Annotated in this window: 19 protein-coding genes; 10 read left to right on the forward strand and 9 right to left on the reverse strand. The window is 60.9% G+C overall.

Annotated features, from left to right (window positions below; translation table 11 throughout):
- Positions 1-64 precede the first annotated feature (64 nt).
- The 7 genes from tig (at position 65) to DM872_RS26140 (ending at position 9,208) form a co-directional block, all read left to right on the forward strand.
- A complete protein-coding gene (gene tig / locus DM872_RS26110) occupies positions 65-1,375 on the forward strand; it encodes a trigger factor (RefSeq protein ID WP_179062123.1) in 1,311 nt (436 codons plus the stop codon).
- Positions 1,376-1,471: 96 nt separating this feature from the next.
- Positions 1,472-2,113 carry an ATP-dependent Clp endopeptidase proteolytic subunit ClpP gene (clpP, locus tag DM872_RS26115; protein ID WP_179062124.1) on the forward strand — a complete coding sequence of 214 codons (642 nt, stop codon included), beginning with the start codon at positions 1,472-1,474 and terminating at the stop codon, positions 2,111-2,113.
- A 109-nt stretch (positions 2,114-2,222) separates the two neighbouring features.
- Positions 2,223-3,503 (forward strand): ATP-dependent Clp protease ATP-binding subunit ClpX, encoded by a 1,281-nt coding sequence (clpX, locus tag DM872_RS26120; RefSeq protein WP_077523794.1) that lies wholly within the window; start codon positions 2,223-2,225, stop codon positions 3,501-3,503.
- A gap of 133 nt (positions 3,504-3,636) precedes the next feature.
- On the forward strand, positions 3,637-6,033 hold the full coding sequence (lon, locus tag DM872_RS26125) for an endopeptidase La (RefSeq protein ID WP_077523793.1): 2,397 nt from the start codon (positions 3,637-3,639) through the stop codon (positions 6,031-6,033).
- A 135-nt stretch (positions 6,034-6,168) separates the two neighbouring features.
- Entirely contained in the window at positions 6,169-6,441 is a 273-nt protein-coding gene (gene hupB, locus DM872_RS26130; protein WP_003087931.1) for a nucleoid-associated protein HU-beta, read from the forward strand.
- A 212-nt stretch (positions 6,442-6,653) separates the two neighbouring features.
- Complete coding sequence (locus tag DM872_RS26135) at positions 6,654-8,528, forward strand: SurA N-terminal domain-containing protein (protein WP_179062125.1); 1,875 nt, start codon at positions 6,654-6,656, stop codon at positions 8,526-8,528.
- A 164-nt stretch (positions 8,529-8,692) separates the two neighbouring features.
- Positions 8,693-9,208 carry an AAA family ATPase gene (locus DM872_RS26140; RefSeq protein ID WP_179062126.1) on the forward strand — a complete coding sequence of 172 codons (516 nt, stop codon included), beginning with the start codon at positions 8,693-8,695 and terminating at the stop codon, positions 9,206-9,208.
- A gap of 128 nt (positions 9,209-9,336) precedes the next feature.
- Here the strand turns inward: DM872_RS26140 and fabI are convergent, their stop codons facing one another.
- The 6 genes from fabI to DM872_RS26170 are packed head-to-tail and all read right to left on the reverse strand — an operon-like array spanning position 9,337 to position 17,539.
- Positions 9,337-10,131: an enoyl-ACP reductase FabI gene (gene fabI / locus DM872_RS26145; protein WP_179062127.1), complete on the reverse strand. Its 795-nt coding sequence runs from the start codon at positions 10,129-10,131 to the stop codon at positions 9,337-9,339.
- A gap of 20 nt (positions 10,132-10,151) precedes the next feature.
- Complete coding sequence (locus DM872_RS26150; protein ID WP_179062128.1) at positions 10,152-11,759, reverse strand: ABC transporter ATP-binding protein; 1,608 nt, start codon at positions 11,757-11,759, stop codon at positions 10,152-10,154.
- A gap of 1 nt (position 11,760) precedes the next feature.
- Positions 11,761-12,780: an ABC transporter permease gene (locus DM872_RS26155; protein ID WP_179062129.1), complete on the reverse strand. Its 1,020-nt coding sequence runs from the start codon at positions 12,778-12,780 to the stop codon at positions 11,761-11,763.
- 2 nt (positions 12,781-12,782) lie between these two features.
- On the reverse strand, positions 12,783-13,868 hold the full coding sequence (locus tag DM872_RS26160) for a microcin C ABC transporter permease YejB (RefSeq protein ID WP_179062130.1): 1,086 nt from the start codon (positions 13,866-13,868) through the stop codon (positions 12,783-12,785).
- Positions 13,869-15,716: an extracellular solute-binding protein gene (locus DM872_RS26165; RefSeq protein ID WP_179062131.1), complete on the reverse strand. Its 1,848-nt coding sequence runs from the start codon at positions 15,714-15,716 to the stop codon at positions 13,869-13,871.
- The gene (locus DM872_RS26170; protein ID WP_179062132.1) at positions 15,713-17,539 is read right to left on the reverse strand and encodes an extracellular solute-binding protein; all 1,827 of its coding nucleotides are present in this window, start codon (positions 17,537-17,539) and stop codon (positions 15,713-15,715) included. The genes DM872_RS26165 and DM872_RS26170 overlap by 4 nt, the downstream gene beginning before the upstream one ends.
- Before the next feature lie 236 nt (positions 17,540-17,775).
- On the opposite strand from DM872_RS26170, the gene DM872_RS26175 reads away from it, so the two are divergent.
- Positions 17,776-19,230, forward strand: a complete 1,455-nt coding sequence (locus DM872_RS26175) for an HDOD domain-containing protein (protein ID WP_179062133.1) — start codon at positions 17,776-17,778, stop codon at positions 19,228-19,230.
- On the opposite strand, the gene DM872_RS26180 is transcribed toward DM872_RS26175, so the two are convergent.
- Complete coding sequence (locus DM872_RS26180; RefSeq protein ID WP_179062134.1) at positions 19,218-20,801, reverse strand: LysM peptidoglycan-binding domain-containing protein; 1,584 nt, start codon at positions 20,799-20,801, stop codon at positions 19,218-19,220. The two genes, DM872_RS26175 and DM872_RS26180, sit on opposite strands and share 13 nt — an antisense overlap.
- A 98-nt stretch (positions 20,802-20,899) precedes the next feature.
- On the reverse strand, positions 20,900-21,679 hold the full coding sequence (gloB, locus tag DM872_RS26185; protein ID WP_179062135.1) for a hydroxyacylglutathione hydrolase: 780 nt from the start codon (positions 21,677-21,679) through the stop codon (positions 20,900-20,902).
- 61 nt (positions 21,680-21,740) lie between these two features.
- On the opposite strand from gloB, the gene DM872_RS26190 reads away from it, so the two are divergent.
- Together DM872_RS26190 and rnhA are read left to right on the forward strand one after the other, a co-directional pair.
- Complete coding sequence (locus tag DM872_RS26190; RefSeq protein WP_077525984.1) at positions 21,741-22,505, forward strand: methyltransferase domain-containing protein; 765 nt, start codon at positions 21,741-21,743, stop codon at positions 22,503-22,505.
- Positions 22,506-22,949 (forward strand): ribonuclease HI, encoded by a 444-nt coding sequence (rnhA, locus tag DM872_RS26195; protein ID WP_077525985.1) that lies wholly within the window; start codon positions 22,506-22,508, stop codon positions 22,947-22,949.
- A gap of 149 nt (positions 22,950-23,098) precedes the next feature.
- Here rnhA and DM872_RS26200 read toward each other — a convergent pair whose 3' ends face one another.
- On the reverse strand, positions 23,099-24,064 hold the full coding sequence (locus tag DM872_RS26200; protein WP_256873478.1) for a LysR family transcriptional regulator: 966 nt from the start codon (positions 24,062-24,064) through the stop codon (positions 23,099-23,101).
- Positions 24,065-24,067 lie beyond the last annotated feature (3 nt).

Below are 24,067 nucleotides of genomic sequence, written 5' to 3' on the forward strand. Positions count from 1 at the left end.
GAATGCATGCCCTTGATTCTGGGGCCGGAACGGCCGGCTAATGTCTGTGCAACGAGGAATATCCATGCAAGTTTCTGTAGAAAGCACCTCCGCTCTTGAGCGCCGCATGACCATCGGCGTGCCGGCCGAGCGCGTCGAGGACGAAGTGACCAAGCGCCTGCAGCAGACTGCCCGCCGCGCCAAAGTTGCCGGCTTCCGCCCGGGCAAAGTGCCGATGAGCGTCATTCGCCAGCGTTTCGAAGATTCCGCTCGTCAGGAAGTACTGGGCGATCTGATCCAGTCCTCCTTCTATGAAGCTGTTGTCGAGCAGAAGCTGAACCCGGCTGGTGCTCCGGCCGTCGAGCCGAAAGTGTTCGAGAAGGGCAAGGATCTGGAATACATCGCTACCTTCGAAGTATTCCCCGAGTTCCAGGTTTCCGGCTTCGAAGGCATCGCCATCGAGCGCCTGCAGGCAGAAGTTGGCGACGCTGACGTCGACAACATGCTGGACATCCTGCGCAAGCAGAACACCCGTTTCGAAGCTGTTGAGCGCGCTGCCGAGAATGGCGACCAGCTGAACATCGACTTCGTCGGCAAGATCGATGGCGAAGCCTTCGCTGGCGGTACCGCCAAAGGCACCCCGCTGGTGCTGGGCTCCGGCCGCATGATTCCGGGCTTCGAAGAGGCTCTGGTAGGCGTCAAGGCTGGCGAAGAGCGCGTGATCAACCCGACTTTCCCGGCTGACTACCAGAACCTGGATCTGGCCGGCAAGACTGCCGAATTCACCGTGACCGTCAACAGCGTTTCCGCTCCGCAACTGCCTGAGCTGAACGACGAGTTCTTCTCCCTGTTCGGCATCAAGGAAGGCGGTCTGGAAGGCTTCCGCACCGAAGTTCGCAAGAACATGGAGCGTGAGCTGCGTCAGGCCACCAAGTCCAAGGTGAAGAACCAGGTAATGGACGGCCTGCTGGCTGCCAACCCGGTTGAAGTGCCGAAGGCTCTGATCGGTAACGAAGTCAACCGTCTGCGCGTTCAGGCTGTCCAGCAGTTCGGCGGCAACATCAACCCCGAGCAACTGCCGGCCGAGCTGTTCGAAGAGCAAGCCAAGCGCCGTGTCGTGCTGGGCCTGATCGTCGCTGAAGTGGTCAAGCAGTTCGAGCTGAAGCCTGACGAAGCCCGCGTGCGTGAGCTGATCGAAGAGATGGCTTCCGCTTACCAGGAGCCGGAACAAGTCGTGGCCTGGTACTACAAGAACGACCAGCAACTGAACGAAGTTCGTTCTGTTGTGCTGGAAGAACAAGTTGTAGATACTGTCCTGCAGAAGGCCAACGTAACCGATAAGTCGGTTTCCTACGAAGAGGCAGTCAAGCCGGCAGAAGCTCCGCAAGCCGACTGATTGTTCCGCCTCCTTCGAGTACACCATAAGCCAGCCTCCGAGCTGGCTTATGCGTCTTTAAGACATGACTATTCAATTAGGGAGTGATCGCCGGACATGTCCCGCAATTCTTTTATGCAGCAAATGCCTGACATCCAAGCCGCTGGTGGCCTGGTGCCGATGGTCATCGAGCAGTCCGCCCGTGGCGAGCGCGCTTACGACATCTATTCGCGCCTGTTGAAGGAGCGCGTGATCTTCCTGGTGGGCCCGGTCGAAGACTACATGGCAAACCTGGTGGTGGCGCAGCTGCTGTTCCTCGAGGCCGAGAACCCCGACAAGGACATCCAGCTCTACATCAACTCCCCGGGCGGTTCGGTTACCGCCGGCATGTCGATCTACGACACCATGCAATTCATCAAGCCCGACGTTTCGACCCTGTGTATCGGTCAGGCGTGCAGCATGGGTGCGTTGTTGCTGGCTGGCGGCGCGGCAGGCAAGCGTTACTGCCTACCGCATTCGCGGATGATGATTCACCAGCCGCTGGGCGGCTTCCAGGGCCAGGCGTCGGATATCGAGATTCACGCGCGTGAAATCCTGACTATCCGCGAGCGCCTGAACAAGATCCTGGCTGACCACTGTGACCAGCCAATCGACGTGATCGCCCGCGATACCGACCGCGACAACTTCATGAGTGGCGACGAAGCAGTCAAATACGGCCTGATCGACCAGGTGCTCAACAAGCGCCAGATCGCGGGCTAAGCCCATCCGCAGGACCGCGGCCGGAGAATATCCGGCCGTTTCGCGGGGTTGAAAATGCCCGCATTTGCCTTCATCTTGTGTTTCACGCCTACCCGATTGGATCGATCGAATGACTGACACCCGCAACGGCGAGGACAACGGCAAACTGCTTTATTGCTCCTTCTGCGGCAAAAGCCAGCACGAAGTGCGCAAACTGATTGCCGGTCCCTCCGTATTTATCTGCGACGAGTGCGTCGACCTGTGCAATGACATCATCCGCGAGGAGGTGCAGGAAGCCCAGGCCGAGAGCAGTGCGCACAAGCTGCCCGCGCCCAAGGAAATCCGCAACATCCTCGACCAGTATGTAATTGGCCAGGAACGTGCGAAGAAAGTGCTCGCGGTAGCGGTGTACAACCACTACAAGCGCCTGAACCAGCGTGACAAGAAAGATGATGTCGAACTGGGCAAGAGCAACATCCTGCTGATCGGCCCTACCGGTTCGGGCAAGACCCTGCTGGCTGAAACTCTGGCTCGTCTGCTGAATGTTCCCTTCACCATCGCCGACGCCACCACCCTCACCGAGGCTGGTTACGTGGGTGAGGACGTCGAGAACATCATCCAGAAGCTGTTGCAGAAGTGCGACTACGACGTCGAGAAGGCCCAGATGGGTATCGTCTATATCGACGAAATCGACAAGATTTCCCGTAAGTCGGATAACCCGTCGATTACCCGAGATGTTTCGGGCGAAGGCGTGCAGCAGGCACTGCTGAAGCTGATCGAGGGCACCGTTGCCTCGGTTCCGCCGCAGGGCGGGCGCAAGCATCCGCAGCAGGAGTTCCTGCAGGTCGATACTCGCAACATCCTGTTCATCTGCGGTGGTGCATTTGCCGGCCTGGAGAAAGTGATCCAGAACCGTTCCACCAGAGGTGGCATCGGCTTCAACGCCGAGGTTCGCAGTAAGGACCTGGGCAAGAAGGTGGGTGAAGCGCTCCGCGAAGTAGAGCCGGAAGATCTGGTGAAGTTCGGCCTTATTCCTGAGTTCGTGGGTCGTCTGCCAGTCATCGCTACCCTCGATGAGCTGGACGAAGCTGCTCTGATGCAGATTCTCACCGAGCCGAAGAACGCGCTGACCAAGCAGTACACCAAGCTGTTCGAAATGGAAGGCGTGGACCTCGAGTTCCGTCCAGACGCACTCAAGGCCGTTGCCCATCGTGCGCTCGAGCGCAAGACCGGTGCCCGTGGCCTGCGTTCCATCCTCGAAGGCATTCTGCTCGACACCATGTATGAGATTCCCTCTCAAACAGATGTAAGCAAGGTAGTCATCGACGAAAGTGTCATCGAAGGATCGTCCAAGCCTCTGTTGATCTACGAGAACAACGAGCAGCCTGCCAAGGCGGCGCCTGACGCTTGATGAAACAAAGGGGCCTGCGGGCCCCTTTGCATTTCCTGCCTCAACGCTTGTTTTTTCCCGGGCCTAACCCCATCTTAGGGCCAAGGGTTTTCCCATCTGTTTACGGCCTTAGGGCCGCCGTAGAGCTGATACCATGAATACGACTGCTGAATTACCTCTCCTGCCATTGCGCGATGTCGTGGTCTATCCGCACATGGTCATCCCCCTTTTCGTAGGGCGTGAGAAATCCATCGAGGCGCTCGAGGCCGCGATGACGGGGGACAAGCAGATTCTCCTGGTTGCCCAGAAGAACCCCGCCGATGACGATCCGGGCGAAGACGCCCTGTATCGCATGGGCACTGTCGCTACTGTGCTCCAACTGCTGAAGTTGCCGGACGGCACCGTGAAGGTGCTGGTAGAGGGCGAGCAGCGTGGCTCGATCGAGCGCTTCATCGAGGTGGATGGGCATTGCCGCGCCGAAGTCAGCCTGATCGATGAAGTCGATGCGGGCGAGCGTGAATCCGAAGTGTTCATCCGTAGCTTGCTCAGCCAGTTCGAACAGTACGTGCAACTGGGCAAGAAAGTGCCGTCCGAGGTGCTTTCCTCACTGAACAGCATCGATGAGCCGGGTCGCCTGGTCGACACCATGGCTGCTCACATGGCGCTGAAGATCGAGCAGAAGCAGGAAATTCTCGAACTGACCGACCTGTCCGAGCGCGTCGAGCATGTGCTGGCACTGCTGGATGCCGAAATCGACCTGTTGCAGGTCGAGAAGCGGATCCGCGGCCGCGTCAAGAAACAGATGGAGCGCAGCCAGCGCGAGTACTACCTGAATGAGCAAATGAAGGCCATTCAGAAAGAGTTGGGCGACATCGACGAAGGCCACAACGAAGTCGAAGAGCTGAAGAAGCGCATCGACAATGCGGGCCTGACCAAGGAGGCACTGGCCAAGGCCAATGCCGAGCTGAACAAGCTGAAGCAGATGTCGCCGATGTCTGCTGAGGCGACCGTAGTGCGCTCCTACATCGATTGGCTGGTCAATGTACCGTGGAAGGCCGAGAGCAAGGTTCGCCTCGACCTGGCCAAGGCCGAAGATATCCTCGACGCCGACCATTACGGCCTGGATGAGGTGAAGGAACGCATCCTTGAATACCTTGCCGTGCAGAAGCGCGTGAAAAAGGTAAAAGGCCCGGTTCTTTGCCTCGTTGGCCCGCCCGGCGTCGGCAAGACCTCGCTCGCCGAATCCATTGCCCATGCCACCAATCGCAAGTTCGTGCGCATGGCCTTGGGTGGCGTGCGCGACGAAGCTGAAATCCGTGGCCATCGCCGCACTTATATTGGTTCCATGCCGGGTCGCCTGATCCAGAAGATGACCAAGGTTGGTGTGCGCAACCCGCTGTTCCTGCTCGACGAGATCGACAAGATGGGCAGCGACATGCGTGGTGATCCTGCGTCCGCGCTGTTGGAAGTGCTCGATCCGGAGCAGAACCACAACTTCAACGACCATTACCTGGAAGTCGACTACGACCTCTCGGACGTGATGTTCCTTTGCACCGCCAACTCCATGAACATTCCGGCCCCGTTGCTGGACCGTATGGAAGTGATCCGGCTGCCGGGCTACACCGAAGACGAAAAGGTCAACATCGCCGTCAAATACCTCGCGCCCAAGCAGACCAAATCCAATGGGCTGAAGAAGGGCGAACTGGAGTTCGACGAGGCAGCCATCCGCGACATCATCCGCTACTACACCCGCGAAGCCGGTGTGCGTAGCCTTGAGCGCCAGATTGCCAAGGTTTGCCGCAAGGCCGTGAAAGAGCACGCCCGCGAGAAGCGCTTTGCAGTGCAAGTTACTGCCGAGTCCCTCGAACACTTCCTGGGCGTGCGCAAGTATCGCTACGGACTGGCCGAGCAACAGGATCAGATCGGTCAGGTGACTGGCCTGGCCTGGACCCAGGTTGGTGGTGAACTGCTGACCATCGAAGCGGCGGTCGTTCCTGGCAAGGGCCAGCTGACCAAGACCGGTTCGCTGGGTGATGTGATGGCCGAGTCCATTACGGCGGCCCTGACCGTGGTACGCAGCCGTGCGAAGAGTCTGGGTATCCCGGCAGACTTCCACGAGAAGCGCGACATTCACATCCACATGCCGGAAGGTGCCACTCCGAAGGATGGTCCCAGCGCCGGTATCGGTATGTGCACGGCTCTCGTTTCGGCCATGACGCAAATCCCGGTTCGTGCAGATGTGGCCATGACTGGAGAAATCACTCTGCGTGGCCAGGTACTCGCGATTGGTGGTTTGAAAGAGAAACTACTGGCCGCGCATCGTGGCGGAATCAAGACCGTGATCATTCCCGAAGAGAATGTGCGCGATCTCAAAGAAATTCCCGAAAATATCAAGCAAGACTTGGCGATTAAACCGGTTAAATGGATTGACGAGGTCCTGCAAATTGCGCTGCAATACGCCCCGGAGCCCTTGCCCGATGCGGCTCCGGAGATGGTTGCAAAGGATGACAAGCGCGAGACTGATTCCAAGGAGCGAATCAGCACGCATTAGCCGGGGGGCTTTCTTGACACATTTTTCGAGCCCTTGTTATAAAGCGGCTCTTATGTGTTAGCAGGCCATCCAGCACCCGCTTTGCTTACACCAAACAACTAAGAAACAACTCAACAGAAATAAGGGGACTTAAGAGTGAACAAGTCGGAACTGATTGATGCTATCGCCGCATCTGCTGACATCCCGAAAGCTGTAGCTGGCCGCGCGCTGGACGCAGTTATCGAATCCGTTACTGGCGCTCTGAAGGCTGGTGACTCCGTGGTGCTGGTTGGCTTCGGTACTTTCGCTGTTAAAGAGCGTGCTGCTCGTACTGGCCGTAACCCGCAGACTGGCAAGCCGATCAAGATCGCTGCTGCCAAGATCCCTGGCTTCAAAGCTGGCAAAGCTCTGAAAGACGCCGTCAACTAAGCGTCTTTCGGGCTCTGCCCGACCGGGTCGGGTTCAACTTGGCCCGATAGCGGAGCGGTGGAATCAGGGAGTTTCTTCCTACCACCAGAGAGGTCGAATCTCAGACTCCGCAAGCTACGAGAAGGCGCATCCTAGGATGCGCCTTTCTCATATTCGGATACTCTACCCGCGTTACTCGGCTGCGACTCAATGCGGCCGTTTCTGGGGGACCCATGCTGCAGAACATACGGGACAATTCACAGGGGTGGATTGCCAAAACCATCATTGGCGTCATCATCGCGCTGCTGGCGCTGACCGGCTTCGACGCCATTTTCAATGCCACCAGCAATCGCCAGAACGCGGCTGAGGTCAACGGTGACGAAATCACCCAGGACCAGCTGAGCGAAGCAGTGAACATGCAGCGCCGTCAGCTGCAGCAGCAGTTGGGCAAGGACTTCGATGCCTCCCTTCTTGACGAAAAGCTGCTGCGCGAAGCCGCACTGAAAGGCCTGATCGAGCGCAAACTCCTGCTGCAAGCAGCCGGTGATGCCGATTTCGCCTTCTCCCAAGGCGCCCTTGACCAACTCATCCTGCAGACGCCGGAGTTCCAGGTGGACGGCAAGTTCAATGCCGACCGCTTCGATCAGGTCATCCGCCAGATGAACTACAACCGTCTGCAATTCCGTCAGATGCTCGAGCAGGAAATGCTCATTGGCCAACTCCGTGCGGGTCTGGCCGGTAGCGGCTTCGTGACCGATGCGGAAGTTGAAGCCTTCGCCCGCCTGGAAAAACAGACCCGCGATTTCGCGACGCTGACCCTGAAGGCCGATCCGGCTACCGTCAGCGTTTCCGATGAAGAGCTGAAAACCTACTACGACGCTCATGTCGACCAGTTCAAGAGTCCCGAACAGGTTGTGATCGAGTACGTCGAGCTGAAGAAGGCCGCCTTCTTCGACCAGGTCGAAGCCAAGGAAGAAGACCTCAAGGCGCAGTACCAGAAAGAGATCAGCAACCTGGCTGAGCAGCGTCAGGCCGCCCACATCCTGGTGGAGGTCAGCGACAAGCTCAACGAGGAGCAGGCCAAGGCGAAGATCGAACAGGTCAAGCAGCGCCTGGACAAGGGTGAAGATTTCGCCGCACTGGCCAAGGAGTTCTCCGATGACTCCGGCTCCGCCGCCAACGGTGGTGACCTGGGCTTCGCCGGCCCCGGCGTGTACGAGCCCGCCTTCGAAGAGTCGCTGTATGCGCTGAAGCAGGGCGAGGTTTCCGCCCCCGTACGTACCCAGTACGGCTGGCACCTGATCAAGCTGCTGGGCGTGCAGGAGCCGGAAGTCCCGAGCTTCGAAAGCCTCAAGCCGAAGCTGGAGCACGACATCAAGGCCCAGCAGGTCGAACAGCGCTTCGTTGAAGTGAGCAAGGAACTGGAAGACGCCGCGTTCGAGGCTTCCGACTTGGCCCAGCCGGCCCAGGAACTGAACCTGGAAGTGAAGACCAGCGCTCCCTTCGGTCGCGAAGGTGGTGAAGGCCTGACTGCCAACCGCCAGGTCCTCCAGGCTGCTTTCAGTCCGGAAGTGCTGGAAGACGGTGCCAACAGCTCGGCGATCGAGCTGGACCCGGATACCGTGATCGTCCTCCGCGTCAAGGAGCACAAGAAGCCTGAGCAGCTTGGCCTGGACAAGGTCGGCGATAGCATTCGCCAGCATCTGGTAGGCCAGAAGGCCGGCGAAGCCGTCAAGACCAAGGGCGATGCCCTGATTGCCAGCCTGCGCGAAGGCAAGACCCCCGTCGAGCAAGCTCAGGAAGGTCAGTCCTGGAACGTGGTGGAAGCCGCTACCCGCAGCCAGGAAGGCATCGAGCCGCTGTTGCTGCAGACCCTGTTCCGCATGCCGAAGCCGGCCGCCGCAGACAAGCCCGAGTTCACTGGCGTGAAGCTGAACAACGGCGACTACGTGGTCATCCGCCTGAACGGCGTCAATGTTCCGGAAGAGAAGCTCTCCGAGCAGGAGAAGGCGATGTACAGCCGATTCCTCGCCTCGCGCAGCGGTCAGCAGGATTTCGCTGCCTACCGCCGCCAGGTCGAAGAGAAAGCGAAGATCGAACGCTTCTGATCGATGCGCTGAAGAAGAAGGCCGCTTATGCGGCCTTTTTCTTTTTGGGATGCCCGCACATGGGGCGGCGCTTCCACTCACGGGAGTGAGCCCTCCTGATATGGCCCTGACCAACTGCATGTGCTTACGTACACCAGGTCAACCAACGGACCGAGGGACATGGAATGCTGATTGTCTTCAGTGGCCTGCCTGGCACGGGGAAAACGACGATCGCCAGCGCTCTGGCCGGCAAGACAAGAGCCCTGTACTTGCGCATCGATACGATCGAGCAGGCACTCCGGAATTCCGGCGCGCTGGGGCAAGACGTCGGGCGGAGTGGTTACGTGATCGCCAATGAACTCGCGCTGAGCAATCTTCGTTTTGGCAGCACTGTCATAGTCGACTGCGTCAATCCCGTGGCTGAAAGTCGAACCGCGTGGAGGGAAGTTGCCGCACGCGCAGACACTCCATTGGTGAATGTCGAGGTGGTCTGCTCGGATAAGCATGAACACCAGCGACGGGTAGAAACCAGGAAAATTGACGTGCCCGGATTGATTCCGCCCACCTGGCAATCCGTGCTGAATTCCGACTATGAGGAATGGGATCTGCGCCCGTTGCGCATCGATACGGCCTCGGTGTCCGCTGCCGAGGCAGTGACACTGCTCATCGAGCAGTTCTTCTGCCAAGGAAGTCAGCGCTAGTGCGAGCTGCAAGCCTGATGGAGCAGGGGAGAGTGGGAGTCCGAGAAAGCTGCGAGCAGTGAGATCTTGCGGGACACCGGGCACAAAAAAGCCCGCACGAGTGCGGGCTTTTCTTGTACGGGCGACTATCAGTCTTCGATGTTGCCCATGGCGGTGGTATTGAAGCCACCGTCGACATACATGATTTCGCCGCTGATACCCGAAGCCAGGTCGGAGCACAGGAAGGCGCCGGCATTGCCGACTTCTTCGATGGTCACGTTACGGCGCAGGGGAGTCTGCTTCTCGTTGGCGGCGAGCATCTTGCGGAAGCTCTTGATGCCGGAAGCGGCCAGGGTGCGGATGGGACCGGCGGAGACGGCGTTTACGCGGGTGCCTTCCGGGCCGAGGCTGCCGGCCAGGTAGCGAACGCCGGCTTCCAGGCTGGCCTTGGCCATGCCCATGACGTTGTAGTTCGGCATGGTGCGCTCGGCGCCCAGGTAGGACAGGGTCAGCAGGCTGCCGTTGCGGCCTTTCATCATCTCGCGACCGGCCTTGGCCAGGGCCACGAAGCTGTAGGCGCTGATGTCGTGGGCGATGCGGAAGCCATCGCGGGTGGTGACTTCGGTGAAGTCGCCGTCCAGTTGGTCGCCGGGGGCGAAGCCTACGGAGTGCACGATGCAGTCCAGACCGTCCCACTTCTTGCCCAGGGCCTCGAAGACGGCGGCGATTTCTTCATCGCTGGCCACGTCGCAGGGGAAGCAAAGCTCGGCGCTGGAACCCCAGCCTGCTGCGAACTCTTCCACGCGGCCTTTCAGTTTCTCGTTCTGATAGGTGAAGGCGAGCTCGGCACCTTCGCGATGCATGGCTGCAGCGATGCCCGATGCGATGGACAGTTTGCTGGCTACGCCAACGATCAGTACGCGCTTACCGGCGAGAAAACCCATGTGCTTTCATCCTCTTCTGGTTAATGGGCAGTTTCCGGAGCCAGGAATGCGGCTTCCAGCAACTGCTTCGTATAGCTGTGCTGCGGGGCAGCGAAGATGGCATCGGCCGGACCCTGTTCGACCACCTGTCCGTGCTTGATCACCATCAGATGGTGACTCAGTGCCCGGACCACCGCCAGATCATGGCTGATGAACAGGTAAGTCAGGTCGTACTTGGTCTGTAGCCTGCGCAGCAACTCCACTACCTGACGCTGAACCGTCCGGTCGAGCGCCGAGGTGGGCTCGTCCAGCAGGATCAGTGCCGGTTTCAGCACCAATGCCCGGGCAATGGCAATCCGCTGCCGCTGCCCGCCGGAAAACTCGTGGGGGTAGCGGTGCCGGGTTTCCGGATCCAGCCCTACCTCCAGGAGCGCGTCGATGATGGCCTGTTCCTGCTCCGCTTCGGTGCCGATGCGGTGGATTCGCAAACCCTCGCCGACAATGTCGCCCACGCACATGCGCGGGCTGAGACTGCCGAAGGGGTCCTGGAAGACCACCTGCATCTCGCGCCGGAACGGCCGCACATCCTTCTGCGACAGGCCGTCCAGGGACTGGCCCTGGAAGCGGATGCCGCCCCGGCTGCCAAGCAGCCGGAGAATCGCCAGGCCCAACGTGGACTTGCCGGAGCCGCTTTCGCCCACGATGCCCAGGGTCTGACCCTGCAGCAGGCTGAAATTGACGCCGTCCACGGCCTTCACATGATCCACGGTGCGCCGCAGCAACCCCTTCTTGATCGGGAACCACACGCGAAGGTCATCGACCTCCAGCAGTGGCGCTCCTTCGGGGTTCTCTGCCGGCCTGCCAGAAGGCTCGGCGCCGAGCAGTTCCCGGGTGTAAGGATGCTGCGGTGCGTGGAACAGCTCATCACACGACGCTTGTTCGACGATGCAACCGCGCTGCATGACACATACGCGATGCGCAATTCGCCGAACCAGGTTGAGATCGTGGCTGATCAGCAGCAACGCCATGCCCAGCCGCGCTTGCAACTCTTTGAGCAGTTCGAGGATTTTCAGCTGAACGGTGACGTCCAGCGCGGTAGTGGGTTCGTCGGCGATCAGCAGTTCCGGCTCATTGGCCAGGGCCATCGCGATCATTACCCGCTGCCGCTGACCGCCGGACAACTCGTGCGGGAAGGCCTTCAGGCGCTTGTGAGGTTCCGGGATGCCGACCAACTCCAGCAGTTCCAGGGTGCGCTTTGTGGCCGCCTTGCCGGTCAAACCCTTGTGCAGGGCGAGCACCTCGTTGATCTGCTTCTCGATGTTGTGTAGCGGATTCAGCGAAGTCATGGGCTCCTGGAAGACCATGGCGATGCGGTTGCCACGAATGCATCGCAGCTTGTTCTCGGAAAGCTTCAGCAGGTCCTTGCCCGCGTAGTGGATGCTCCCGCTCGGGTGGCGTGCCAGCGGGTAGGGCAGGAGCCGCAGAATGGAGTGGGCGGTCACCGATTTACCGGAGCCGCTTTCGCCCACCAGGGCCAGGGTCTCGCCCTTGCGGATGTCGAAACTGACGCCTTCGACGACACGTTGGCACTTCTCGCCGCTGACGAACTCGACGGAGAGGTCGCGGATTTCAATCAGGTTCTCGCTCATCTCACTTCCTCGGATCGAAGGCATCGCGCGCGGCTTCGCCGATGAACACCAGCAGGGTCAGCATGGCCGCCAGCACCAGGAAGGCGGAGATGCCGAGCCAGGGCGCCTGCAGGTTGGACTTGCCCTGGGCTACCAGCTCGCCGAGGGAAGGTGCTCCTGGCGGCAGGCCGAAACCGAGGAAGTCCAGTGCGGTAAGGGTGCCGATGGCGCCGGTGAGGATGAAGGGCATGAAGGTCATGGTGGAAACCATGGCGTTGGGCAGGATATGGCGGAACATGATGGCGCCGTTCTGCATGCCCAGGGCGCGCGCGGCACGCACGTATTCCAGGTTGCGGCCGCGGAGGAACTCGGCCCTCACCACGTCCACGAGGCTCATCCAGGAGAACAGCAGCATGATGCCCAGCAACCACCAGAAGTTCGGCTGCACGAAGCTGGCGAGGATGATCAGCAGGTAGAGCACCGGCAGACCGGACCAGATCTCCAGGAAGCGCTGTCCGGCAAGGTCTACCCAGCCGCCGTAGAACCCCTGAAGCGCACCGGCGATCACGCCGATGATGGAGCTGAGCAGGGTCAGGGTCAGGGCGAACAGCACCGAGACGCGGAAGCCGTAGATCACCCGCGCCAGCACATCGCGGCCCTGGTCATCGGTTCCCAGCCAGTTGTCCGACGAAGGAGGCGCGGGCGCTGGCACCTTGAGGTCGTAGTTGATGGTCTCGTAACTGAACGGGATGGGCGTCCAGATCATGCTGCCGCCCTTGGATTCGATCAGCTCGCGGATGTAGGGCGTCTTGTAGTTGGCTTCCAGCGGGAACTCGCCGCCGAAGGTGGTTTCCGGGTAGCGCTTGAGGAAGGGGAAGTACCACTGGCCGTCGTAGCTGACCGCCAGCGGCTTGTCGTTGGCGATCATCTCGGCGCCCAGGCTCAGGACAAAGAGGATCAGGAACAGCCACAGCGACCACCAGCCACGCTTGTTGGCCTTGAAACGCTCGAAGCGCCGCTGGTTGATAGGGGAGAGTGCCATGCTCAACCCTCCCGGCTTTCAAAGTCGATACGCGGATCGACCAGGGTGTAGGTGAGATCGCCAATCAGTTTCACGACCAGCCCCAGCAAGGTGAAGATGAAGAGGGTGCCGAAGACCACGGGATAGTCGCGGTTCAGGGCCGACTCGAAGCTCAGCAGGCCCAGGCCGTCGAGGGAGAAGATCACCTCGATCAGCAGGGAGCCGGTGAAGAAGATGCCGATGAAGGCCGCCGGGAAGCCGGCGATGATCAGCAGCATCGCATTGCGGAACACGTGGCCGTAGAGCACGCGGTTTTCCGACAGGCCCTTGGCGCGGGCGGTGATGACGTACTGCTTGTTGATCTCGTCGAGGAAGCTGTTCTTGGTCAGCAGCGTGAGCGTGGCGAAGTTGCCGATCACCAGGGCGGTCACGGGCAGCGCGAGGTGCCAGAAGTAGTCGGTGATCTTTCCGGCGAAGCTCAGTTCGTCGAAGTTGTTCGAGGTGAGCCCACGCAGGGGGAACCAGTCGAAGTAGCTGCCGCCGGCAAAGAGCACGATCAGCAGGATGGCGAAGAGGAAGGCGGGAATGGCGTAGCCGACGATGATGGCCGTACTGCTCCAGACGTCGAAGGCGCTGCCGTGGCGCACGGCCTTGGTGATGCCCATCGGGATGGACACCAGGTACATGATCAGGGTGCTCCAGAGCCCGAGGGAAATGGACACTGGCAGCTTCTCGATGATCAGGTCGATGACCTTGGCATCACGGAAGAAGCTCGCGCCGAAGTCCAGTTTCAGGTAGCTGGTGACCATCAGCCAGAAGCGTTCCGGGGCGGGCTTGTCGAAGCCGTACATCTTTTCGATTTCGGCTACCAGCTCAGGATCGAGTCCCTGGGCGCCACGGTAGTTGGAACCCGCCGTGGCGACTTCCGAGCCGCCGCCGGAGATGCGCCCGGTGGCGCCACCTGCGGCGGCATCGAAGCCTTCCAGTTTGGCGATCATCTGCTCGACCGGGCCGCCGGGAGCGGCCTGGATGATGATGAAGTTGATCAGCAGGATGCCGAACAAGGTGGGAATGATCAGCAGCAGTCGACGCAGTATGTAGGCGAGCATTTACTGGACATCCGGCTCGGAAGTGGGTTGCTCGGACTGGCTAGCAGTTTCCGTGCCCGGTTTCTGCCACCAGGTCATCAGGCCGAAGTCGTAGAGCGGTGTGGTTTCCGGGCGCTGGAATTGGTTCCAGTAGGCGACGCGGTAAGTGTCGACATAATAGTTGGGCACCACGTAATGGCCCCACAGCAGCACGCGGTCGAGGGCGCGTGCGTGTTCCACCAGGCTCTGGCGAGAGTCGGCACGGATCAGGCCTTCCACCAGCTTGTCGATGGCGGGGTCGCGCAGGCCGATGAAGTTGCGGCTGCCAGCGCTGTCTGCGCTGCGCGAATGCCAGTACTCCATCTGTTCGTTGCCCGGCGAGTTGGACTGGCCCCAGGTGGCGGGAATCATGTCGAAGTCGCGCGAGCGCAGGCGGTTGATGTATTGGGATACGTCCACGCGGCGGATCTGCAGGTCGATGCCCAGCTCCGCCAGGTTGCGTTTGAACGGCAGGATCACCCGCTCCAGGTTGGCCTGGGCGGTGAGGAATTCGAACGCCAGGGGCTTGCCGTCCGGCCCGACCATCTTGTCGTTCTCGATCTTGTAGCCGGCCTCCATGAACAGCTGGTAAGCGCGGCGTTTCTGATCGCGGATGATCCCGCTGCCATCGCTGACCGGTGGCTGGAAGACCTGGGTGAATACCTCTGCCGGCACCTGACTGCGCAGCGGTTCGAGAATCTTCAGTTCATCGGCGTCAGGCATCTCGTGGGAGGCCATTTCCGAGTTCTCGAAATAGCTGCTGGTGCGTTTGTAGGAGCTGAAGAAGAGCTGCTTGTTCGCCCATTCGAAGTCGAACAGCAGGGCGATGGCTTCGCGTACGCGACGGTCCTGGAATACCGGCCGGCGAATGTTGAAGGCGAAGCCCTGCATGCCGGTCGGGTTGTGGTTGGGGATGGCTTCCTTGACGATCTTGCCGGCGCGAAGGGCAGGGCCCTCATAGCCGGTGGCCCAGTCCTTGGCGGAGTACTCCAGGTTGAAGTCGAACTGCCCGGCCTTGAAGGCCTCGAGGGACACCGACATGTCGCGGTAGTAGTCCACGGTGACGGCGTCGAAGTTGTAGTAGCCGCGCGTCACCGGCAGGTCCTTCGCCCACCAGTCCTTGACGCGCTCGTAGCGGATCGAGCGGCCAGCGTCGACCTTGGCGATGCGGTAGGGGCCGCTGCCCACTGGCGGTTCCATGTTGGTCTTGCCGAAGTCGCGGCCTTCCCAGTAGTGCTTGGGCAGTACCTGGATCTGGCCGATGATCAGCGGCAGCTCACGGTTGCCCGGATGCTTGAAGTCGAAGCGCACGCGTTGTTTGTCCTCCGCCTCCACCTTGGCGACGTCCGCGTAGTAGTGGCGGTACATCGGGTCGCCGTGCTCGACCAGCATATTGAAGGTGAAAACCACGTCCTCGGCCGTCACCGGCTGGCCGTCGTTGAAGCGTGCCTTGGGGTTCAAGTAGAAGCGCACGAAGCTGTTGTCCGGCGCTTTCTCGATCTTCTCCGCCAGCAGACCGTACTCGGTGAAGGGCTCATCCGGGGAGTGGAAGGTCAGGCTGTCGTAGATCAGGCCCAACTGGTCGGCGGAGTTGCCCCGTGGGATGAAGGGATTGAGGCTGTCGAAGCCGCCGACGCCGGCGAGTCGCAGGACGCCGCCCTTGGGGGCATCCGGATTGACCCAGGAGAAATTCGTGAAAGTCGCCGGATACTTGGCCGGCTCGTCGTACAGCGTGATGGCGTATTTCGGCTCGGCGATGGCGAACCCGGCCAGGGATAGCAGCAGGGCGCCACAGCCTTGCAGGCAAAGGGTGCGCAGCGTTTTGCTCATCGGGCGTTCTCCGTGGGCTTCAGCCACCAGGCGCGCAGGCCCAGCGTGTAGGGCGGCGTGGTGACGAAGGCGAACCGGTTTCGGTACGCCAGGCGGTGATAGTTGATGTACCAGTTGGGAATACCGTAGTGCTCCCACAGCAGGGTGCGGTCGAGGGCGCGAGCGGCGGCCAGTTGCTCGTCGCGGCTCTGGGCGCCGAGGAGCTTTTCGATCATCTCGTCGGCCACCGGGTTGGCGACGCCCGCATAGTTCTTGCTGCCCTTCACGCCGACCTGGCTGGAATGGAAGTAGAGGTATTGCTCCAGGCCCGGGCTCAGGGTCTGCGGCAGGGTCATGAGGATCATGTCGTAGTCGAAGTGGTCCAGGCGCTGTTTGTACTGGGCGCGGTCCACCGTGCGCAGGCTGACGTCGATGCCGATGCTGGCGAGGTTTTCGCGGTAGGGCTGGAGGATTCGTTCAAGGTTCGGATTGACCAGCAGGATCTCGAAACGCAGCGGCTGGCCACGATCGTTCAGCAGGCGCTGGCCGGACAACTTCCAGCCGGCTTCGGCCAATAGACCCAGCGCGCGGCGAAGGGTTTCCCGCGGGATGCCACGACCTTCGGTGGTGGGCACCTGGAAGGGCCGGGTGAACAAGGGTTCAGGCAGCTCCTTGCGATGCGGCGACAGCAGCAGCCACTCATGGCCCTCGGGCTTGCCCACGGCACTGAACTCGCTGTTCGGGTAATAGCTGGCGGCGCGTATGTAGGCGTTGTTGAACAGGGTGCGGTTGGTCCATTCGAAGTCGAACATCAGCCCCATGGCCTCGCGGACCTTGCGGTCCCCGAACATGGCACGGCGGGTGTTCATGAACAGCGCCTGAGTCTGGGTCGGGATCTGGTGCGGAATCTCCGCGCGGATCACGTCGCCCCGGGCGATGGCCGGAAAACGATAGCCGTTGGCCCAGTTCTTCGCCTGGTGCTCGATATAGAAATCGAACTCGCCAGCCTTGAAGGCTTCGAAGGCGACATTGCTGTCGCGGTAGAACTCCACCTCGACCCGGTCGAAGTTGTACTTGCCACGATTGGCCGGGAGCTTTTCACCCCACCAGTCCTTGACCCGTTCGAACACCAGGCTGCGTCCCGGCCTTACCTGGATGATGCGATAGGGGCCGCTGCCCAGTGGCGCTTCGAAGGTGGTCGCCTTGAAGTCACGCTTCTTCCAATAGTGCTGCGGCAGCACCGGCAGTTCGCCGAGACGCAGTATCAGCAGCGGGTTGCCGGCGCGCTTGAGCACAAAACGGATGCGATGGCGGTTGAGGATATCGACCCGCTTCACTTCCTGGAGGCTGGTGCGGTACTGCGGGTGGCCGTTCTTGACCAGCGTGCGGTAGGAGAAGGCCACGTCGAAGGCGGTGATTGGCTGGCCATCGTGGAAGCGGGCTTCTTCGCGCAGGTTGAAGACCACCCAGCTCCGGTCTTCGCTGAACTCGACGCTCTTGGCGATCAGGCCGTAGCTGGATGCGGGTTCGTCGCCGGACGGATCGTACTGGCCGGTGCCCACCATCAACGGCTCGTTCAGCTCGGTTACGCCGTACTGCAGGAAGTTGGGCGTGGAAACCGGGCTGGTGCCCTTGAAGGTGTATGGGTTGAGCGTATCGAAGGTGCCGAAGGCCATGACCCGCAAGGTTCCGCCCTTGGGTGCATTGGGATTGACCCAGTCGAAATGGTCGAAATTGGCGGGGTATTTCAGGGCGCCGAACTGCGCATAGCCGTGGCTTTCGGTAAGGCTGGCGAAGCAGGGTTGAGCCAGCAGGCCAATGAGCAGGAACGCAAGGCGACGCATCAGGCGGGGGTCCGATCCATGGATATCGTGTCGGGCATGTGGGCGTTGGCCTCGCTGGCGGGATGGCGCGGGCATCGGGCCGGCGAAATCGTGTCGGGGGTCACGCGCCGTGGCTGTCGGCGGTAACGGCTGGCAAGTACAGTAACAGCTTGTACAGGCAAGAAAAAAGGGCCAGCCTGCGGGTAGCTGGCCAGCATTCTGGCCACCATTCGGAAATTTGCGCAGGGGTGCCAATCTTGGGTGAACGCAGCCATGGTCTGCAGTCATGGATCGACCGTCTCAATGAGGCCGAATTGCCCGCTCTGGCCGCGGTGGTGCAGGACCTGCACCAGATGGCCCAACAGGATAAGTCTTCCGTACAGCAGCTGGCCGATGTGCTGCTGCGTGATGCGACCCTCACCTCCAAGGTGCTGAAGGTCGCCAACAGCGTCTATTACAACCCCTCCCAGGAAGCCATTCGCACGATCTCCCGCGCCATCGTGCTGATCGGCTTCGAGAATGTGCGCCTGATCGGTCTTTCGGTCAGCCTGATCGACAGCCTGCTGGCTCGCGGCCCGAGGGAGCAGCTACCCGAGATTCTCGCGCGTTCCTTCCACGCGGCCGTGCAGGCTCGCAACATCGCCGGCTACCTCCTTGCGCGCAGCCAGGAGGAGGTCTTCATCGCCGCCCTGTTGCACAACCTGGGTGAGCTGGCGTTCTGGGGTTGTGGTGGCGAGCAGGCCGACGAGCTCGCTGCCGCGCTGGCGCAACCGGGTGTCGATGAGGAGCAAGCGGTGCGCGAAGTGCTGGGCACCAGTTTTCGTCAGTTGACCCTGGGGCTGGTCCGCAGCTGGAACCTGGGGGAACTGGCGAGCCTGGCCCATACCGGCTCCGCGCAGGGTGATCCGGCGGTGAAAGCCGTGAGCCTGGGGGTTCGCATCAGCGAAGCGGCCTTGCAGGGCTGGGACTCAGCCTCCATGGCACAGCTTGTAGAACAACTGGGGGGGTTGGTTGGCCTGAGTCGGGAGGAGGCCATGCAGCAGGTGCTGGCCAGTGCCGATGAGGCGGTCAAGGTGGCGACCACATTCGGTGCCAGCAAGCTCTGTCACCTGATACCCCATACCGACCCGGATCAGATCCGACTGCAGCGTGAGCAGCGGCAGGCGCGCCTGTTGCAACCGGACCTGCTGGTCATGCAGCAGGCCTTGCAGGAACTGGGCATGCTGGTGTCGCGCAAGGCGGACATCAATCTGGTGCTGGATACCCTGCTCCAGGGACTGCACCAGGGGGCCGGACTGGAGCGGGTGATGGTGGCGGTGCTGACTGACCAGCGCAGTCGCTTCACGGTACGCCGGGCGGTGGGCGAGGGCAGTGAGCGCTGGCTCGATGGCTTTGCCCTGCCCGCCGGCCAGGCCGAGCAAGCCAATCTGTTCAGCTACGTCCTGCGGGCCCGCGAAACCATCTGGATGGGCGTGCCGGCGAGTTACAGCCTGAATGACCTGGTGACGCGACCGATGCGCGAATGGCTGGGGCAGGGAATGTTCTTCGTCGCGCCGCTACTGGCGGGCAAGCGCGAGATCGGGGTGATCTATGCCGACTGCCGCCTTTCGGGGCGGGCGCTACGGCACGAGCAGTTCGTGGCGTTCCAGCACTTCGCCCAGGCGGCGGGGCGATGCCTGGAGGCGATGGCGCAGAAGAATCAGGGCAGGTAGACCGTCAGGGTCTGGCCGGGCTTCAGGGAGCGGTCGCTGCGGGGGTTCCAACGCTGAAGGTGTTTCATTTCAACGTTGAATCGCTTGGCGATCAGGTAGAGCGAGTCGCCCTGCTTGACCTTGTAGTAGGTCACCGACTCGCGGCCGTTGCCCTTCGACTTGCCCTTGCTTGCATTGGCGACCTGGGTGGCACCGCCTTCCAGTTTCAGCACCTGGCCAGCCTTCAGGTGGTTGGCCTTGAGGCTGTTCCAGCGCTTGATGTCCTGCACGTTCACCTTGTACTGGCGAGCGATGGACCAGAGGTTGTCGCCACTCTTGACCTTGTGCGTGCGTGCCGGGGTCGGTGCTGGAGCGCTGGCGACGTTCTGGAACAGCGGCCGATCAGGTTTCAGGCCCGGCTCGACCGGGATGCTCAGTTGCTGGCCCACCCGCAGGTGATTGCCCGACAGGCCATTGATCTCTTTCAGGGTCTTGGCCGTAACGTGGTAGCGATTGGCGATGCCATGCAGGCTGTCACCATTGCGCACCCGGTACTGCTGCCAGTCCACCAGTTCCTGGGGCTTCATCAGCGCGAGGTTGGCAGTGAGCAGTTCAGCCTTGTCGGTGGGGACCAGCAGATGTTGCGGGCCGTCCATGGTGATGCGTTTCTTGAAGGCCGGATTGAGCTGGTACATCTCATCGGCGTCCATGTCGGCCATCGCGGCCACACGGGAAAGGTCCAGGCGTTGTTGCTTGACCTCCACCACTTCGAAGTAAGGCTCGTTGGCGATGGGGCTCAGGTTCACGCCGTAGGCTTCCGGCGCCATCACCAACTGCGACAGGGCCAGCAGCTTGGGTACGTAGTCCTGGGTTTCCTGGGGAAGCGGCAGGTTCCAGTAGTCGGTTGGCAGGCCGAGCTTCTGGTTGCGCTCCATGGCGCGGCTGACGGTGCCTTCGCCAGCGTTGTAGGCGGCGAGGGCCAACAGCCAGTCGCCGTTGAACATTTCATGCAGGCGTTCGAGGTAGTTCAGCGCGGCGTTGGTGGAGGCGGTGATGTCGCGTCGGCCGTCGTACCAGTTGGTCTGGCGCAGATTGAAGTGGCGACCGGTCGAGGGAATGAACTGCCAGATACCTACCGCGTTGCTGCGTGAGTAGGCGAAGGGGTTGTAGGCGCTTTCCACCACCGGCAGCAGGGCCAGTTCAAGGGGCATGTTGCGCTCTTCCAGGCGCTCCACCACGTAGTGGATATAGAGGCTGCCGCGGTCGCTGGCGGTTTCCAGGAAGGAAGGCTTGCTCACATACCAGAGGCGCTGACGCTCGATGCGCGGGTTGACGCCGATCTCGTCCTGAAGCTTGAAGCCGTTACGCATGCGTTCCCAGATATCCTGGGGTTCGCGCTCGGTTTGAGCCTCTTCCAGCCACTGAGCCTGCTGCTGCATGGCCAGTGCGCGGTCGGTTTCGCGGCCCTGGTCGTCGTCCTTCTGACCCGTGCCGGCGCAGCCTGCGAGAGTGGCGGCGCACACCACCACAAGCGCGCGTGCGGCTCGTGCCAATGCATCCAGGTCGAAGGTTTTGATCGGCGAAGACAACATTGGCTGAGGGGTTTTTCCGGCAAAAAAGTTCGGCGATTCTAGAAATCGACCTATGGTTGGTCAAGTTTTCACCAGTTCTCCGAAGCCTGACCGAGTGTTCAGAATTGGTCTTTCCAGGCTCGAAGGGTCGCGAAGACCTCGGCTGGCGTAGGGTTATCCCGGCCAGCCCGCTCGTCGGCCATTTGTTTAACGGATGTTTCAGTCACCCGCATGAAGGGGTTGGTCGCGAGTTCAAGGGCGATGGTCGATGGCAGGCTGATACCGCCTTGCTCGCGCAACCGGGTGACCTCGTCGAAGCGATTGGAAGTCGCGCGATTGCCGGGCTCGACGGCCTTGGCGAAACGCAGGTTGCTGAGCGTGTATTCGTGCGTGCAGAAGACCTGGGTGGCCGCCGGGAGCGCCGCCAGGCGGCTGAGCGAGTGGTGCATCTGTTCCGGCGTTCCTTCGAACAGCCGGCCGCAACCGGCCGCGAACAGCGTGTCGCCGCAGAACAGCAGGGGACGCTCGGTGTCCCCATGGTAATAGGCGATATGCCCCAGGGTATGGCCGGGTACCTCGATCACCCGGAACGCCAGCCCGAGCACCTGCACGGTGTCGCCATCGCCCAGCGCCTCGTCGCGTGCGGGGATTTTTTCCTGCGCCGGGCCCAGTACGCGGGCGCCGGTCGTTTCTTTCAGGCGCGCCACGCCGCCGATATGGTCATGGTGATGGTGGGTGACCAGAATATCGGTCAGCTTCCAGCCGGGATGGGACTCCAGCCAGGCCAGCACCGGCGCGGCATCGCCGGGGTCGACCACGGCGCAGCAACGCGTTGCGTCGTCCTGCAGCAGCCAGAGGTAGTTGTCGGAAAAGGCGGGGAGGGCATCGATCTGGATCATGAAGGGAGTCGCCAAGCAGAGAGCAATGGAGCATCTTAGGGCTCTCACGCAGGAGATTGCCATGACCGAAAAAGCATTCGCCCAAGCCGATGCCGACTGGCTGGAGCTGATCTCCGGGGCCCGTTCCTGGTTCTGCGGCCCGTTGGGCGGCCTGATGCTGTTCGAAGAGCAGCGCCTGCTGGAGGACGAACTGGCGCGTTATTTCGGTGGCTACCTGGTGCACTACGGGCCGCGTGCGGAATTGCCGCCCGGTGCCAAGCAGATCCAGCGCAGCGTGCATCTCGGGGCGCCGCTGCCGGGCGTGGAGATCGCCTGCGAGGAGTCGGCCTGGCCGCTCAGCGAACATGCCGCCGATGTGGTGGTGCTGCAACACGGCCTGGACTTCTGCCTCTCCCCCCATAGCCTGCTGCGCGAAGCCGCGCGCAGCGTTCGCCCCGGCGGTCATCTGATCATTGTTGGGGTCAACCCGTGGAGCGCCTGGGGGGTGCGCCATTACTTCGCGCGTGACGCCCTGCGCCGTGCGCGCTGCATCTCCCCGACACGGGTCAGCGACTGGCTGAACCTGCTGGGCTTCGCGCTGGAGAAACGCCGCTTCGGGTGCTATCGTCCGCCGCTTGCTTCGGCCGCCTGGCAAACACGCCTGGCTCGGCTGGAGCGCTGGGGCGCCGCCGGACAAGGATTCGGTGCAGGCTTCTATCTATTGGTGGCGCGCAAGCTGGTAATTGGTTTGCGCCCACTGCGTCAGGCCCGGCGAGAGCCCATGGGCAAGCTGGTTCCCATGCCGGTGGCCAAGGTCAGCCGGTGCGATTCGAAACATGAGGCTTAAGTGAGCGATCTGGTCGAGATCTATACCGACGGCGCCTGCAAGGGCAATCCCGGCCCTGGCGGCTGGGGTGCGTTGCTGGTCTACAAGGGTGCCGAGCGCGAGCTCTGGGGGGGTGAGCGCGATACCACCAACAACCGCATGGAACTGATGGCCGCCATCATGGGGCTGGTCGCCCTCAAGCGTTCCTGCGAGGTGAAGATCATCACCGACTCCCAGTACGTGATGCAGGGCATTACCGAATGGATGCCGAACTGGAAGAAGCGCGGCTGGAAGACCGCCGCCAAGCAGCCGGTGAAGAATGCCGACCTTTGGCAGGCACTGGACGAACAGGTCAATCGCCATACCGTGCGCTGGCAGTGGGTACGCGGTCATACCGGCCACGCTGGCAACGAGCGTGCTGACCAGTTGGCGAACCGCGGTGTCAGCGAGCTGGGTGCTCGTTAGCACTGGCCCCCCTTGCGGGAGAGCTTCCAACCTTAACGGCGCCAGCATGTAAACGGTGAGTTACTTCGGTCATCTCCCGTTTACATCTGAATTTGGGGGTGCTCTTTAAGCGGATGATTGGCGATCCGCTGTGGTTCATGAGTTGGAGATCAAATCGAATTCATGTGACCTAATGCGGCTTGCATTCTTTTCAAGAAGATCTCTTCGGCTTGCGTGCGGACTTGGTGAGCGCTCCACATCAATACAATCAATACCTCGCAAACGTTCACTTCAGGCATGAGTTTTCGCAGAAGTCCACGCTCCTCATACTCTCTGCATAAGTGTTCAGGGAGTGAACTTACACCCAGGCCTGCCAACACCAACCGCAAAACCTCACCCGTATTCGCTGAAGACGCGGATATATTGTGGCGTATGTAGTTGCTACCATAGTGCTCTGATAGTTTTGGCAAAGTCCCCCCAAGCGACTCGCCTGAAAAGCTCACGAGTTTAGATGACTTGATTTTTTCAGGCGTTACATTGTCGTCATTGAAGAGGGGGTGCAGGTTGCTGCAGTAGAAAAAGGTTCGTTCTCGGCTGAGTATGAGCTGATTTATGTCAATATCGCCGGGCTGGCTAATGCCAATGCCGAAAGTTGAGTCGTTTCGGTGCAGGGCGCTTATTATTTCCTGGGTTGACGCCACTTCAATACTAAAAGTTATTCCGGGGTGGTCTTGGTGTATGCCACGCAAGACATCATCGTACTCCGGGCAGTTCACTCCGCTGACGGTTAATAGGCGAATGCTGCCTTTAACATTACTGCGTGTCTTGTCGACTATGGAGTCGATCTCTCGGATGCTTTGTCGAGCCGTTAGTGAAACTCTAAACAGCGAAGATCCTATATCTGTCAACTCGAATCGATGACTGTCTCTGTCAATCAGCGTGCATCCGAGTTGCTCTTCCAGTCGTTTGATGGCTTGACTGACGGCGGGTTGAGATAGATGAAGCCTTTCTGCACCTCTGCTGATACTTTTTTCGGTCGCAACGGCACAGAACGTTTTCAGAAGATTCCAGTCCATGCGCTCGCTAACAGATCGAGCCTCTCCAGAATTTGATGCAGAAGTTTGTCTGAAGCCCATGTG

Source organism: Pseudomonas taiwanensis, from assembly GCF_013393345.1.
Classification (GTDB): domain Bacteria; phylum Pseudomonadota; class Gammaproteobacteria; order Pseudomonadales; family Pseudomonadaceae; genus Metapseudomonas; species Metapseudomonas resinovorans_C.

Excerpts from the sequence above, each read along its gene's own strand:
- tig (WP_179062123.1), top strand. The coding sequence starts at position 65 with ATGCAAGTTTCTGTAGAAAGCACCTCCGCTCTTGAGCGCCGCATGACC.
- clpP (WP_179062124.1), top strand. The coding sequence starts at position 1,472 with ATGTCCCGCAATTCTTTTATGCAGCAAATGCCTGACATCCAAGCCGCT.
- clpX (WP_077523794.1), top strand. The coding sequence starts at position 2,223 with ATGACTGACACCCGCAACGGCGAGGACAACGGCAAACTGCTTTATTGC.
- lon (WP_077523793.1), top strand. The coding sequence starts at position 3,637 with ATGAATACGACTGCTGAATTACCTCTCCTGCCATTGCGCGATGTCGTG.
- DM872_RS26135 (WP_179062125.1), top strand. The coding sequence starts at position 6,654 with ATGCTGCAGAACATACGGGACAATTCACAGGGGTGGATTGCCAAAACC.
- DM872_RS26140 (WP_179062126.1), top strand. The coding sequence starts at position 8,693 with ATGCTGATTGTCTTCAGTGGCCTGCCTGGCACGGGGAAAACGACGATC.
- fabI (WP_179062127.1), bottom strand. The coding sequence starts at position 10,131 with ATGGGTTTTCTCGCCGGTAAGCGCGTACTGATCGTTGGCGTAGCCAGC.
- DM872_RS26150 (WP_179062128.1), bottom strand. The coding sequence starts at position 11,759 with ATGAGCGAGAACCTGATTGAAATCCGCGACCTCTCCGTCGAGTTCGTC.
- DM872_RS26155 (WP_179062129.1), bottom strand. The coding sequence starts at position 12,780 with ATGGCACTCTCCCCTATCAACCAGCGGCGCTTCGAGCGTTTCAAGGCC.
- DM872_RS26160 (WP_179062130.1), bottom strand. The coding sequence starts at position 13,868 with ATGCTCGCCTACATACTGCGTCGACTGCTGCTGATCATTCCCACCTTG.
- DM872_RS26165 (WP_179062131.1), bottom strand. The coding sequence starts at position 15,716 with ATGAGCAAAACGCTGCGCACCCTTTGCCTGCAAGGCTGTGGCGCCCTG.
- DM872_RS26170 (WP_179062132.1), bottom strand. The coding sequence starts at position 17,539 with ATGCGTCGCCTTGCGTTCCTGCTCATTGGCCTGCTGGCTCAACCCTGC.
- DM872_RS26180 (WP_179062134.1), bottom strand. The coding sequence starts at position 20,801 with ATGTTGTCTTCGCCGATCAAAACCTTCGACCTGGATGCATTGGCACGA.
- gloB (WP_179062135.1), bottom strand. The coding sequence starts at position 21,679 with ATGATCCAGATCGATGCCCTCCCCGCCTTTTCCGACAACTACCTCTGG.
- DM872_RS26190 (WP_077525984.1), top strand. The coding sequence starts at position 21,741 with ATGACCGAAAAAGCATTCGCCCAAGCCGATGCCGACTGGCTGGAGCTG.
- DM872_RS26200 (WP_256873478.1), bottom strand. The coding sequence starts at position 24,064 with ATGGGCTTCAGACAAACTTCTGCATCAAATTCTGGAGAGGCTCGATCT.